This window comes from uncultured Aquimarina sp., from assembly GCF_947492115.1.
GTDB lineage: Bacteria > Bacteroidota > Bacteroidia > Flavobacteriales > Flavobacteriaceae > Aquimarina.
The window spans coordinates 526883-541419 of record NZ_CANLMM010000001.1; the positions used below are offsets into that span (position 1 = coordinate 526883).

The window sequence follows — 14537 nt, forward strand, 5'->3', positions numbered from 1 at the left end:
ATTTATTTAATTAAGTAAAGCAGAAAACTCTATCTCTACCAAAATATTAGGGTCGATTAATTTTGATACTTCCACCATGGCAGTAACCGGTTTTATATCTCCAAAATATTCTCCATGTGCTTTTCCGATATCTTCCCATTTGGTAATATCAGTACAATAGATTCTGGTTCTTATTACATTAGACAAATCAGCGTCTAACTGAGACAACACTTTTTTTACAGCCTCGATAATAGCGACTGTTTGTTCGTATTCATTTGCACCTGGAGCAGTAGTTCCTGAAACTTCAATGATGTTTCCTATTTTAATCGCTCTGGAATATCCTACAATATCTTCCCATGGAGATCCAGTTGCTATTTTTTTTACTTCTTGCATTTTACTCTAATATTTTAATTCCGGCACTATTTATTTTGGATATATGAATATCAAAATCCAATCCTGTCGTTGCATATACCTCTCTGATGGCATCAGCTACTTTTTTTGCGGTATCCATTCCTTTGCTTAAAGCAAATATTGATGGTCCAGATCCAGAAATACCGCATCCTAGTGCGCCATTCTGAATTGCAGCATTTTTTACGTTGTTAAATTCTGGAATCAGGATAGAGCGCATAGGCTCTATAATTACGTCTTCCAAACTACGTCCAATTAAATCGTAATCTTCGGTAAATAATCCAGAAACTAGTCCTCCTACGTTACCCCATTGATGAATAGCTTGCTTTAGTGTTACTTTTTGCTTGATGACAGATCTGGCATCCGAAGTTTTTACTTCTATTTGTGGATGTATTACGGTCATTACTAAATCTTTGGGTGTATGAAGTTTTATAACATCTAATGGATCGTAACTTCTTACTAATGTAAATCCTCCTAAAAGAGCAGGAGCAACGTTATCAGCATGAGCATTACCACTTGCTAATTTTTCTCCTTCCATCGCAAATTCCACTAATTTGTGAGGAGAAAATGGATTATCGAGAAGATAATTAACAGCCCAAACAGCACCAGCACTACTAGCAGCACTACTTCCGATACCACTTCCTGCTTTGATGTTTTTGTATATTTCTATATCAACACCAATATTCTTTTCATACGTTTCAAGTAATGCTTTCACAGCAACACCAGCTACATTTTTATCGGTTTCTAAAGGTAAATCAGCACCTTCTATTTTAGTGATTCTAACACCTGGTTCGGAGGATAATGATACAATCATTTCATCACCAACTGTATCTAAACAACAACCCAGAACATCAAAACCACAGGACAAATTAGCTACTGTCGCTGGTGCAAATACTTTTATACGTTTTGTTTGTGATTGCATAGTTTACTTTTTACCAATTCTAATTATATCGGCAAATATACCAGAAGCAGTAACTTCTGCACCTGCACCTGCACCTTTAACAATGAGGGGTTGCACTGGATAACGATCTGTGTAGAAAAGAACAATATTATCACTTCCTTCTAAATTATAAAATGGATGATCTGCTGGAATGTGTTGCAGTCCTACTTTTGCTTTCCCATCTTCATATTGGGCAACATATTTTAGCCTACAATCCTTTTGATTAGCGTCATCAAGAATTTTTGCGAAATGTTCTTCGTTTGTTTTTAATGTTTCGAAGAAATCCTCTACCGAAGCTGTTTCTAGGCTTTCTTTTGGTAAAAATGCTTCTTTTTCAATGTCCTCAAGCTCCATTATTTGTCCACTTTCACGTGCTAGAATCAAGATTTTTCTGGCCACATCTACACCGCTAAGGTCAATTTTAGGATCTGGTTCTGTGTATCCTTCTTGTTGTGCTTGTTTTACAATGTCATAAAAGTTAGTTCCTTCTTTGTAATTGTTAAAAACAAAATTAAGACTACCTGATAAAACTGCTTGGATTTTATGTACATGATCACCAGAAGCAATTAGATTGTTTAGTGTGTCGATAATCGGTAAACCAGCACCAACATTAGTTTCATATAGGAAAGAAGCACTAAATTTTCGTGATAATTCTTTCAATTCAGCATAATTCACATATTCATCGGCGCAAGCAATTTTATTGCAGGTTACCACAGCCATACTTTCAGCTAGATAATGTTTATAAACTTTTGCGATATCTGGGTTGGCGGTGTTATCTACAAAAATGGAATTACGAATGTTCATTTCCTTCGCAGTTTCAAAGAATTTTTCTGAGTTGGCTTTTTCTCCTTCTGCTAATTTTTCTCGCCAAGAGCTTAACTTTATTCCTTGTTCATCAAAAACCATTGTCCTGGAGTTTGAAATTCCAACAACTCTAATTTTTAATCTTAATTTGTCTTTTAAGTAGCTTTTTTGTTGTTCTAATTGTGATAATAGTTTACTACCTACGTTTCCAACTCCTGTTATAAAAAGGTTTAATTGTTTTGTTTTTACTTCAAAGAAGCGTTCGTGTAAGATGTTTAGAGCTTTTTTGATATCTTTTTTTCCGATAACAACAGATATATTTTTTTCTGATGCACCTTGTGCTATGGCACGAATATTCACGTTATTTTTTCCAAGAGTACTAAACATTTTCCCACTCAAACCTTGATGATGATACATATTATCTCCAACAAGCGCAACAATTGCTGTATCGTTTTCAATTTTAACAGGGTCTACTTTGTGCTTGGTAATTTCAAATTCGAAAGTAGCATCAAGTACAGTTTTGGCTCTTTCAGCATCTACAGACTCTACGGCTAGACAGATAGAATGCTCAGAAGAAGCTTGGGTAATAAGTATAACGTTGATGTTTTCTAAAAACAAAGCTTCGAATAGACGTTTAGAAAATCCTGGAATTCCGACCATTCCACTTCCTTCTAAAGAAATAATAGAAATATCATCAATATGACTGATTCCCGTAACAGGTTTCGCTCTATTTGTAACTTCTCTAGTTATCAGGGTACCTTTATCCTCAGGTTGAAAAGTGTTTTTTATTACAATTGGGATGTTCTTATCCAAAACTGGGTGAATAGTTGGTGGATAAATAACTTTAGCACCAAAATGAGATAACTCCATAGCTTCCTGATATGAAATATGGGCAACAGGTTTCGCTTGTTTTACCAGTTTCGGATTTGCGGTGTACATTCCACTAACATCGGTCCAGATTTGTAATTTTTCTGCTTGTACGGCTGCAGCCAAAATTGCAGCTGTAAAATCTGAACCACCTCTTCCCAAAGTAGTAGGTTCTCCATCAGAAGTTCTAGCTACAAAGCCAGGAAATAAACTAATTTGGTGTTTATTATCCTGCACATATCTCTTTATTCTGAAGTTTGTCTCTTCGTAATCGATAGTTACCTTAGAGGCTTCTGTAGTAATTATATAGTCTCTTGAATCTTTTAGAACAATATCCAGTTCTCTTACCTTAGCAGCTTCCGAAATGATAAAAGATGATAACATTTCACCAAAGCTAGTGATCACGGATTCGGTTTTTGGGGATAATTCACTTAACAAGAATACACCTTCGCATAAGGATTCTAGTTTATTTAGTTCGGATTTTACTTTACTGATAATAGCACTTTGAGAAACAACAGGAATTAATTCTTTAATAACATCCAGATGTCTTGTTTCTACGATAGCTAATGTATTTTTATATTTTTCATTGTTGGAAGAAGCCTCTTTACCAGCTTGAATTAAAAGATCTGTAATACCTCCCAATGCTGAAACCACAACGTATAAAGGTTGATTTTCAGATTGTTTTTCAATGATTGTAATTACTTTTTCTATAGTCGCTGCATTTGCAACAGAAGAACCTCCAAATTTTAGAACGTTCATAATATGGTATTTATAAAAGATGAATTGATAAAGCTTTTTCGATAGTTTCTTTACGTAAAATAAACTACCTACTTGATTTCTAAAGTTATATAAATGAATTAACCCCTAAGGGTAATAATCGTAGCAGTACGAGAAAATGAAGTATAAGCGATCACCGCTGTTGTTCCTAACGCGAAAAGTAAAACCGAGATTGAAACCGTACTAAACATTAGTTTGCTTTATATTTAAGTTCAAAAGTATAATTTTTTACTTTTGAACAAAATAAAATAGGTGCTAATCATAAACTTTTATTAATACTCTAATTTATCACCTGATTCGTTAAGGCATTCTTAAAAAAGAATAGTAAAAGGTTGTTTACGTTAGTACCTAATATTTTTAGTTAATTAATTAAAATTAAAGCTTGTGAAGATATTTTCCGCTGATCAAATGCGAAAAGCAGATGAAATAACCATCCAGACCCAAAACATTACCTCTTTAGATTTGATGGAGAGAGCATCCACTCAAATTTTTAACGTATTACACCAAAGACTACAAGGAGCACCAATTCCTATTCATGTCTTTTGTGGAATAGGAAACAATGGAGGAGATGGATTGGTGATTTCTAGATTATTAGTAGAACATGGGTATCATGTTAAAACTTATATTGTAAATTTTAGTGATAAAAGATCTAAAAACTTTTTGGTCAATTATGATAGATTAAAAGAAATAGCTTCTGAATGGCCAACCCAAATTAAGTCTGAGGAAGATTTTCCTACTATTAGTCCACAAGATATGGTCATAGATGCTATTTTTGGTATTGGATTAAATAGACCCATAGTTCCTTGGGTTATCAATCTAATCAAGCATATTAATGCTGCAAGAAGTTTTACACTATCCATAGATGTGCCGTCTGGATTATATGCTGATAAAGCTCCAGAAGATAAGGAAGGTGTTATTTATGCATCTACAACAGTTACTTTTCAACTGCCAAAACTTGTTTTTTTCCTACCAGAAACTGGCCAGTATTCTCAGGATTTAGAGGTAATTGATATTGGATTAAGTAGAGAGTTTATTGCTCAGACACCTGGTTTTGCTGATTTGATTGGAAAAAATGAAGTACTTTCTCTATATCGACCAAGACACAAATTTGCGCACAAAGGAGACTATGGTCATTGTCTTATTATAGGAGGTAGTTATGGGAAAATGGGAAGTGTAGTTTTAGCTACCGAATCTTCCCTACGAATAGGAGCAGGATTGGCTACTGCATATATTCCAGAGTGTGGATACGAGATTTTACAAACGTCAGTTCCCGAAGCTATGTTAATTACTGACGAAGAAGATGACTATATATCCAATATAGATATTGATTTTGAACCAACAGCTATAGGTATTGGTATTGGTCTAGGAACCGAAGAGAAAACTATCAACGGCTTTGAAGCATTACTGAAGGAAAATAAAAGTAATTTAGTTATCGATGCCGATGCGATCAATATATTATCCAAAAAACAAGAGCTTTTGGAATACTTACCACCTAAAACAATACTAACTCCTCATCCAGGAGAATTAAAGAGATTAATAGGAGATTGGAAAGATGATTTTGATAAAATCAATAGAGTAAAAGAATTTTCCAAGAAATATGATGCTATTGTTGTAGTAAAAGGAGCGAATAGTCTGATTATTTATCAAGACCAAATTTATGTGAATACTTCGGGAAATCCCGGTATGGCTACTGCTGGTAGTGGTGATGTACTTACAGGAATTATTACAGGATTATTGGCACAAGGCTATGATCCTCTACATGCAGCGGTATTTGGAGTGTATTTACACGGAATGTCGGGAGACTTGGTTGTGCAAAGTACTGGATATCAAGGTTTGTTAGCGAGTGATATTGTCGCTCATATAGGAAAGGCATATTTAGAATTGTTTAAAAAACCACAACAAATTCCACCTCAGGGATCGCAAACATCATCATAATCCTAGTTTAACGTCAAAAAATAACGTTAAAAACGTACAATTTTATTGACTTTTTGTAGTTACTTTGAATAATGATATCCATACTGTCAAAAATTAAATTAAAAAAGCAAAAAATGATGAAAAAAAAGATGATGGCAATAGCTGCAATTGCCTTAGGAGTATTAGGAGTTTCCTGCTCAAGTGACGACGGACCACCAGTGGCAACATTGACTATGGAAGTGGTAGGATTGGAAACCTTAACTAATGGTGCTACCTATGAAGGATGGATCATAGTAGATGGAAATCCAATATCAACTGGAAAATTTACTAGTACTGCAAATACTCAAAATTTTGTTGCTATTGCAAGTCAACTAGAAGATGCTACTTCTTTCGTGCTATCTGTTGAACCACCAAATGATACCGATCCAGGACCATCTGATACCAAAATATTGAGTGGTAATTTCAATGGGACTACTGCAGAAGTAAGAGTAACTAATGTTATAGGTGATTTCACATCTGTTTCTGGTGAGTTTGTAATGGCTAGTCCAACGGATACTGACCCGGATAACGATCAAAACGGAATCTGGTTTATGAATCCTAATGGAGGTTCTCCAGTTGCTGGTTTAAATTTACCGACACTTCAACAAGGTTGGAAATATGAAGGATGGGTAGTTATTAATAATGTTCCTGTTTCTACAGGTACTTTTTCTAGTTTATCTGGTGTAGATGATGCTTCTCCATATAGCGGGAATCAAACAGCTCCAGACTTCCCAGGCGAAGACTTTATTAATAATGCTCCATCACCACTAACATTTCCACAGGATGGAGATGTAAGAGGTAAGCAAGTGGTAATTTCTGTTGAGCCAAATCCAGATTATGATCAGGCTGAACCGTTTTTCTTTAAGCCTTTAACAGGTACTGCAGGTCAGGATTTAGCGCCAGCATTAAATACATTAGGACCTAACGGAACTGGACCATTTGGAACAGTAACAAGACCTAATTAATAATATAGTTTCTTATTATATATAGAAAAACTCCCGATTATGGGAGTTTTTTTATTTATATACTTTTTGTTCAAAAGAGAGAAGGAAAAAACCATTAAAAATCTGTTTTGCACGCTCCACTTCTTCCTTGGAAAATGCATTGTTGTCTAAAAGTAATCCAGCTAATGGATATTTTTCTGTTTCATAGATTTTAGGAATTGTTGTAATCTCATTATTATTAATATGAACCATTAACAATACTTTCATTTTTGCAAATACGGTTGGAAGTTTCTTAAACTTATTATATCCTGCATGTATCACCCATAATTTTTTCAGATCGATCATCGAATCGGGCATATAGGCTAAATTATTGTGATCAATATATAGGAATCGAATTTGCTTGAGATTACCAATAGTAGCAGGTAAAGTTTCTAATTCGTTGTGATCAATCCATAGGGAATATAATTTGGGTAATTGCCCTAATAAGTTATAGGTTTTAGGGTCTTTTATGTTATTATACGATAAATTTAAGTCTTTGAGGCTTGTAAGATTTATAATATTTTCTGGAAGCATCGTAAGATTGTTATTTGCCAGATTTAGAAATTCAATTGGTAATTCCGAAAGCCTAGAAAGAGCTACATCTATTAATAAATCTGTGTTACGCGCCAAAGAAATTTGTTTTAAATTTTTGAATTGCGAAATAGACTCTGGAATTATATTAATATCCAAACTATCTAAGATTAATACCTCGAGATTAGTATGCACTGATAAACGTTCAAACGTATTGTTAAGATCTAAATCTGGATTATTACTTAGATTAATCATTCGTAAATCTTTGATCTGCTCAATATTTGCTGGTAGTTCGGTTAGATTTTGATTGCTTATGTCTAATCGATGAATTTTAGAAATGTTTTCTCCAGCTACTTGTTTGTGAGTTTTACTATAAAATGTGGTATACGTAGAACAGCTAGTGCATAAACATACTAATATACTCAAGAATATGTATCTTATATTATTCCTCATTCGTAGTGGTTTTAAAAAATACATTTCCAGAGGCTTCGATAAAAATCTTGTCTTTAGTGTCTACTTGCCAAGGAAATCTTGGGTTTAATCCTAAGCCATCGTGCAATATGTTCTGAATGTAAGCTCCTGATTTTTGACTATTAATTCCCACTTTAGCATGTACATTATAATCATTCTCTTGATGCGTAGCATAGCCATATAAGTTGCCATAGAATAATTCTTTGAAAGGAGGTAAGGTAAACCAAACGTTTTTTCTTCCATCATCTGAATTAATAGGGTTTCTTGGGGCAATACTATAATTGGGCCTTGCGGTAAATAAATCAATACCAAAACCAAATTTTTGTACAGTTTCGACATCTCTAATATTTGTAAAACCAATATCTAAAGATCCTGTTACGCCGTAGTCTGTTCCTGAACCTTTGAACAATCCAATACTAAAATCGTTTTGAAATGAAAAATGAATATTGTGACTGGCGTTGCTAAATCTCATTAAAAATGCACCTCGTCTGAGTCCATAAGATTTTAGTTTTCCTGGTAAATAATCTTTACTAAATCCAAAACCTAATCCCTGAAAGCCACCTTCTCCTTTTGGATTATAAATTATAGTGGTATTTACATTCGAAACTGTAGATCCAAGAAGGTTACTGTTTTTACCAATTCCTGCTAATGCAAAGAATTCATAGGTATATGCAAATCCAGAGGTTTTGACAGTATGTCGTTTAAGGAATTGATAGGAGAGAAATGATAATCCACTTTCTACAGAGATATCACCATAATTTAGTGTACCAAAACCAGAAGCCCCTAATTTTAACCATTGGTTTTGATTGCCGATAGTAATTTCCGCTTTGAGGATAATACCACCATCTGCACTAAGTCTTTGAGAATATATGGAACAGCCACCTAAGAGAGTTGTTAAAATCAGCGAGTATCTTAAGTAATTAAGAACCATATTATCTTCTTGGGTGATAAGTGTTCATTACTTCGCTTAAATGGCTTCGATCAACATGCATATAAATTTCTGTTGTTGTAATGCTCTCATGTCCAAGCATTAACTGTATGGCTCTTAAATCGGCTCCATTTTCTAATAGATGTGTAGCAAATGAATGTCTAAAAGTATGAGGACTAATATTCTTCTGAATTCCCGCTTTTTCCACGAGACGTTTTACAATCGTAAAAATCATAGCTCTTGTTAATTGTTTTCCTCTACGATTTAGAAATAAAGTGTCTTCATGACCGGATTGAATGTTAAGGTGATTCCTAATCTCATCTTTATAAATGTTGATGTATTTCTGGGTAATATCTCCAATAGGAACAAATCTTTGTTTGTCACCTTTTCCCGTAACATTAATAAAACCTTCTTCAAAAAAAAGGTCCGATAGTTTTAGATTGATCAGCTCACTAACACGTAGTCCACAGCCATAAAGAGTTTCTATAATAGCTCTGTTACGTTCACCTTCAGCTTTACTTAAGTCTACTTTGGAAATAATAAGGTCAATTTCTTCTAACGATAGTGTGTCAGGTAACTTTCTTCCTATTTTGGGAGCCTCGATAAGATCCATCGGATTGGTTTCACGATAATCCTCGAATAATAAATAATTAAAGAAACTTTTTAATCCTGAAATCAGACGTGCCTGAGAACGAGCATTTACTAGTTTAGCAGTTTCATAAATAAATTGTTGTAGTATTTCTTTTTCTATGGAGAGCGGACCGGTCTTAATATCCTGCGACTCTAAATATTTGATTAGTCTCTGAATATCTAAACTATAGTTAATAATAGAGTTATCTGAAAGTCCTCTTTCTATACGCAGGTAATGTTCGTAATCTTTTATTGCGTGACTCCATTTCATTGGTCTAATATAAAAAGAAAAACCATCCTGATCTAATCAAGATGGTTTAATAGGTTTAAGGGGTAATGATTTTTATAAATGTATCGCGAATCCTATGTTTAATTGAAAAGCATCTGTAAAGAAATCATCATTTAAACTTACATTATATCGTAATCCAGGTTCTATGCTAACGTTATCTCCTAAAAAGAAAGCATATCCTCCTTGCACTCCTAAAAACGAAGGATCTTCATCTGCATCTGTACTTACACCACTATAATCTACCTGTACTGGTATAGATCCAATGATATAATATTTAGCACCAATTTTATAACTAAATCTGTCTACAGCATCGGCATCAGAATTAGCTTTTATAGATCCATACCCAAGTCCAGCTTTTAATGCCAGATTATCCATAATAAAATATCCTCCTTCTAGACCAATGTTAAAAATGGAACCAGCATCATCTGAGAAAGAAGTAAATTGAATCCCTGTGTTGGCTGTATGAGCAGCTCCAAAATTTGTATTTGCTTCGATAAGCCATTTTCCTTTAGCGGTTTGCTCACCATCTTGAGCGTAAATAAAAGTAAACGAAAGTACAGCAACAACTGTAAATAATAGTTTTTTCATGATAATTGTTTGTTTAAAATTCGAAGTCAAAATTAGAAGAGTGTAAAAAGAAAATAGTCACTGTTTTCAGGTAGATTTTAAACAATTGTTTCCCTGAAATTGGGGATTTTAAATAATGTATAGATTTTATGGATGTGGATGGACCAAAAAAAGAAAAACCATTCCTATTTCAGAAATGGTTTATTACTTGCTGGTATTTGATTTTTATTAAAAGTGCAGAGCAAAACCAACATTTAACTGCAAGAAGCTTGAATATATTTCATCATCGGTTGATAAATTATATCTCAAACCAGGCTCAACACTTATATGATCTCCTAAAAATAAAGCGTAACCACCTTGTAATCCTATAAATGATGGATTGTCTTCAGCATCTTCTATACTTGCACCTGTAAAATCTACCTGAACAGGTATTTTACTTATAATATAATACTTTGCACCAATTTTGTAGCTAAATGAGGTACTACTATCAGAGTCGTTATTTGGTTTAAAAGATCCAAAGCCTAGACCAAGTTTTAGCGCTAAATTATCAATAATAAAATAACCAGCTTCAGCTCCAATATTAAACCCTGAAGGTCCTTCATCTTCAAAACTATAGAATGAAAACCCTGTATTTGCAGCATTACCATTAGATATTCCTATAAATTCAATTCCTCCAAAATTGGTATTCCCTTCCACAAGGAATTTCCCCTTAGAAGTTTGCTCGTTATCCTGTGCATTGATAAAGCTTAATGTGAACACTGCAATAGCAGTTAAAATCATTTTTTTCATATTGTTTGTTTATTTGTTTATATCCCATTAGTGACACTATAGGTTGTTTTGTTACTCTGTTTTTTTGAAAATTTCAGACATTTTTTTGCTGTTATTTTTAAGATGTTTATAATCAGATAATCATGATAAATATTTAACATTCTCTAATTTTCTTTGGTCACACTTTAGAATAGGAATGTTGTAAATATTGGATTATTGAAACCATTTACTCTTATAGTTTTTAAATTACTTGAATAGGTTTACAAAAAATAAAGTTACTTTTGAGTATTAACCTATTTTAATAATATGAAGAAAAGGATTATTGTTTTTGTAGTTGCAATTTTGAGTATTTCAATGGTGAGTGCTCAAAAGATTTCGGATGAAGATCCATTATATGCTCGTGCAGGTTTTAAAGGAGGTGTAAACTATAGTAGTATCCTTGGAGATGCGGATGATGTAAGTGGGAGAGTACGAATACATCTTGGTGCCGTAGTAGAATATCCTATATCAAGTAAGTTTTATATTCAGGGAGAACTGTTATATTCTGCACAAGGATATAAAACAGATGTAGCAGGAGTAGAGCAAACGATAAGTTTAAATTATATTTCTTTACCCATAATTTCTAAATTTTATATCACTGATAACATTAGTTTAGAAACGGGGCCACAGTTTTCTTTATTAACGACTATAGGAAATGATGATGTAGCCGATAATGATCCGTTTTTTGATTCTTTTAGAGATCTGGATATTAGTTGGGCTTTTGGTGCTGGCTACAAATTGGAAAGTGGTCTGTTTTTTCAATTGCGATATAATCTTGGTTTAACGAATATCAATGATCCAGGAATTATAGATGTTACTAATAGAAATTCTATAGCGCAGTTATCTGTAGGGTATTTATTTAAAACAAAAAATAATAGAAGAGTAATACGAGAAGCGTACGAATGAGAATTTTAATTTTGAACGGGCCTAATTTAAATCTGTTAGGAAAACGAGAGCCTGGTATATATGGAAATCAATCTTTTGAAGAGTTTTTTGGAACTCTGCAAGAAAAATTTAAGGATATAGAATTAGTATACTACCAGTCTAATATTGAAGGGGAATTGATTACGAAGATTCAGGAAGCAGATGATACTTTTGATGGAGTAATCTTAAATGCAGGTGCATATACACATACTTCTATAGGCATTGGAGATGCTATAAAAGCAGTTGCTGTGCCAGTTGTAGAAGTTCATATATCTAATACTTTCGGAAGAGAGGAGTTTAGGCATCAATCATATATATCTCCTAACGCCAAAGGTGTTATTCTTGGTTTCGGCTTACAAAGCTATGTATTAGCTATTCAAAGTTTTTTATAAGTGCATAAGACATATTTTAATTGGAGCAGCGGAAAAGATTCTTCTTTGGCATTGTATTATATACTACAACAAGAAGAATATGATATTTCTACTTTGGTAACTACAGTTAATAAGGACTACGGTCGAGTATCTATGCATGGATTAAGAGTGTCTTTATTGGAACAACAAGCTAAAAGTCTTAACATCCCACTACACAAAATTGAATTTCCGGCTGAAGTATCTATGAGTTTGTATGATGAGATTATGCATACAGAAGTCAATAAGCTAAAGAATTCTGGTTATACTCATTGCTGTTTTGGAGATATTTTCTTGGAAGATCTAAAAGCATATAGAGAAAACCAATTACAAACTGTTGGTATACAAGGTGTTTTTCCTATTTGGAAGAGAGATACTAAAGTGTTGTTAGAAGAATTTATAGATCTTGGTTTTAGGGCGATTACGGTCTGTGTAAATGCTAATTATCTGGATGAATCCTTCTGTGGAAGAGAACTGAATCGAGACTTTTTAAGGGATTTACCAGAAAACGTAGATCCATGTGGCGAAAATGGTGAATTTCATACGTTTGTTTTTGATGGACCGATTTTTGAAAAGCCTATCAATTTTGAAATAGGAGAGAAGGTCTTACGAAATTATAAGCCTTCGGATGATGATGACAATTGTTATACGGATCGTGATGGTAAAAGTTGGGATACCTCTTTTTGGTATTGTGATTTAGTCCCTGTATAAATAATAAAAAACACCTTATCGAAAAAGATAAGGTGCTTGTTTTTGTATTATTAAGTCGTCTTATAAATGAATCACTTCATCATAAGCATCAGCAACAGCTTCCATAACAGCTTCACTCATTGTTGGATGAGGATGTATTGCTTTTAGTACTTCATGACCAGTAGTTTCTAATTTTCTACCTAATACCGCTTCTGCGATCATATCAGTAACACCAGCACCAATCATATGACATCCTAACCATTCTCCATATTTGGCATCAAAGATTACTTTTACAAAACCATCTTTCGTTCCTGCAGCACTTGCTTTTCCAGAAGCTGAGAATGGGAATTTACCAATCTTTAATTCATAGCCAGCTTCTTTAGCTTGTTTTTCGGTCATACCAACGCTTGCGATTTCTGGTGAAGCATATGTACAACCAGGAATATTTCCATAATCAATAGCTTCAACGTGCATACCAGCGATTTTTTCTACACAAGTAATACCTTCTGCAGAAGCCACATGCGCTAAAGCTGGACCTGCTACAACATCACCAATAGCATATACACCAGGAATATTAGTTTGATACCAATCATTTACTACGATTTTATCTCTGTCTGTAGCGATTCCTAGTTCTTCTAATCCAATATTTTCTATGTTGGTTTTAATTCCTACTGCAGATAAAACGACGTCAGCTTCAAGAATTTCTTCACCTTTCTTTGTCTTTACAGTAGCTTTTACTCCATCACCAGAAGTATCAACACTTTCTACTGCTGAATTTGTCATTACTTTTATACCAGCTTTTTTAAAGCTTCTTTCGAATTGTTTAGAAACCTCTTCATCTTCTAGAGGAACTAAAGTAGGAAGGTATTCCACTATCGTTACTTCTGTTCCCATAGCATTGTAAAAATGAGCAAATTCAACACCTATGGCACCAGAACCTACTACAATCATTTTCTTAGGCTGAGATTTTAAAGTCATAGCATCACGGTATCCTATAACTTTTTTACCATCTTGTGGTAAATTTGGTAATTCTCTAGATCTTGCTCCAGTAGCAATTACTATATGTTTTGCTTCATAGTCAGATGCTTTTCCATCTTTGTCAGTTACAGTAATTTTATTACTCGCTTTCAGCTTTCCGAACCCTTCGATTACATCTATTTTATTCTTTTTCATGAGGAACTGAACACCTTTGCTCATTCCTTCAGCTACACCACGACTGCGCTTTACAACCGCATCAAAATCTTTATCAAATTTCTCAACTGTTAAGCCATAATCTGAAGCATGTTTTAGGTAATCAAATACCTGTGCACTTTTTAATAATGCTTTGGTAGGGATACATCCCCAATTTAAACAAACACCTCCTAGGCTTTCTTTTTCTATAATAGCAGTTTTAAACCCCAATTGAGAAGCTCTAATAGCAGTAACATAACCACCAGGTCCACTTCCTAATACGATAATATCATATGCGCTCATAAATGTGAATTTTTTGAAGACACGAATTTACGGATAATTCGATTAACCTAAAAAGGAAATAGGAATTCCATTTTCATAATAATTACCCAATAAATATCATAAAAAAACA

Annotated in this window: 14 protein-coding genes; 5 read left to right on the forward strand and 9 right to left on the reverse strand. The window is 33.8% G+C overall.

The window, feature by feature from the left end:
* Positions 1-6: 6 nt before the first annotated feature.
* The 3 genes from Q1A73_RS02370 to thrA are packed head-to-tail and all read right to left on the reverse strand — an operon-like array spanning position 7 to position 3757.
* Positions 7-372, reverse strand: coding sequence for a RidA family protein (locus tag Q1A73_RS02370; RefSeq protein ID WP_299601137.1), 366 nt, complete (start codon positions 370-372; stop codon positions 7-9).
* 1 nt (position 373) lies between these two features.
* The gene (locus Q1A73_RS02375) at positions 374-1309 is read right to left on the reverse strand and encodes a homoserine kinase (protein ID WP_299601139.1); all 936 of its coding nucleotides are present in this window, start codon (positions 1307-1309) and stop codon (positions 374-376) included.
* Positions 1310-1312: 3 nt separating this feature from the next.
* Entirely contained in the window at positions 1313-3757 is a 2445-nt protein-coding gene (gene thrA, locus Q1A73_RS02380) for a bifunctional aspartate kinase/homoserine dehydrogenase I (protein WP_299601141.1), read from the reverse strand.
* Positions 3758-4159: 402 nt separating this feature from the next.
* On the opposite strand from thrA, the gene Q1A73_RS02385 reads away from it, so the two are divergent.
* Both Q1A73_RS02385 and Q1A73_RS02390 read left to right on the forward strand, forming a co-directional pair.
* Positions 4160-5710 (forward strand): NAD(P)H-hydrate dehydratase, encoded by a 1551-nt coding sequence (locus tag Q1A73_RS02385; RefSeq protein ID WP_299601142.1) that lies wholly within the window; start codon positions 4160-4162, stop codon positions 5708-5710.
* A 113-nt stretch (positions 5711-5823) separates the two neighbouring features.
* The gene (locus Q1A73_RS02390; protein ID WP_299601144.1) at positions 5824-6693 is read left to right on the forward strand and encodes an anti-sigma factor; all 870 of its coding nucleotides are present in this window, start codon (positions 5824-5826) and stop codon (positions 6691-6693) included.
* Positions 6694-6744: 51 nt separating this feature from the next.
* Here Q1A73_RS02390 and Q1A73_RS02395 read toward each other — a convergent pair whose 3' ends face one another.
* The 5 genes from Q1A73_RS02395 to Q1A73_RS02415 all read right to left on the reverse strand — a co-directional run bounded on the left by Q1A73_RS02395 (position 6745) and on the right by Q1A73_RS02415 (position 10916).
* Complete coding sequence (locus Q1A73_RS02395) at positions 6745-7695, reverse strand: hypothetical protein (RefSeq protein WP_299601146.1); 951 nt, start codon at positions 7693-7695, stop codon at positions 6745-6747.
* On the reverse strand, positions 7685-8644 hold the full coding sequence (locus Q1A73_RS02400) for a hypothetical protein (RefSeq protein ID WP_299601150.1): 960 nt from the start codon (positions 8642-8644) through the stop codon (positions 7685-7687). Before Q1A73_RS02400 ends, Q1A73_RS02395 begins: the two co-directional genes overlap by 11 nt.
* A gap of 1 nt (position 8645) precedes the next feature.
* Positions 8646-9542: a site-specific tyrosine recombinase XerD gene (gene xerD / locus Q1A73_RS02405; RefSeq protein WP_299601153.1), complete on the reverse strand. Its 897-nt coding sequence runs from the start codon at positions 9540-9542 to the stop codon at positions 8646-8648.
* A 72-nt stretch (positions 9543-9614) separates the two neighbouring features.
* The gene (locus Q1A73_RS02410) at positions 9615-10148 is read right to left on the reverse strand and encodes a porin (protein ID WP_299601155.1); all 534 of its coding nucleotides are present in this window, start codon (positions 10146-10148) and stop codon (positions 9615-9617) included.
* Positions 10149-10355: 207 nt separating this feature from the next.
* On the reverse strand, positions 10356-10916 hold the full coding sequence (locus Q1A73_RS02415; RefSeq protein WP_299601158.1) for a hypothetical protein: 561 nt from the start codon (positions 10914-10916) through the stop codon (positions 10356-10358).
* A gap of 285 nt (positions 10917-11201) precedes the next feature.
* Here Q1A73_RS02415 and Q1A73_RS02420 point away from each other — a divergent pair, with 285 nt between their 5' ends.
* From Q1A73_RS02420 to Q1A73_RS02430, 3 genes are read left to right on the forward strand one after another with little or no spacing between them, the layout of a single operon-like run.
* A complete protein-coding gene (locus tag Q1A73_RS02420) occupies positions 11202-11840 on the forward strand; it encodes a porin family protein (protein WP_299601160.1) in 639 nt (212 codons plus the stop codon).
* Positions 11837-12250: a type II 3-dehydroquinate dehydratase gene (gene aroQ, locus Q1A73_RS02425; RefSeq protein WP_299601161.1), complete on the forward strand. Its 414-nt coding sequence runs from the start codon at positions 11837-11839 to the stop codon at positions 12248-12250. Before Q1A73_RS02420 ends, aroQ begins: the two co-directional genes overlap by 4 nt.
* Positions 12251-12976 (forward strand): diphthine--ammonia ligase, encoded by a 726-nt coding sequence (locus Q1A73_RS02430; RefSeq protein ID WP_299601162.1) that lies wholly within the window; start codon positions 12251-12253, stop codon positions 12974-12976.
* 60 nt (positions 12977-13036) lie between these two features.
* Here Q1A73_RS02430 and lpdA read toward each other — a convergent pair whose 3' ends face one another.
* Positions 13037-14428, reverse strand: a complete 1392-nt coding sequence (lpdA, locus tag Q1A73_RS02435) for a dihydrolipoyl dehydrogenase (protein WP_299601164.1) — start codon at positions 14426-14428, stop codon at positions 13037-13039.
* Positions 14429-14537: the final 109 nt, after the last annotated feature.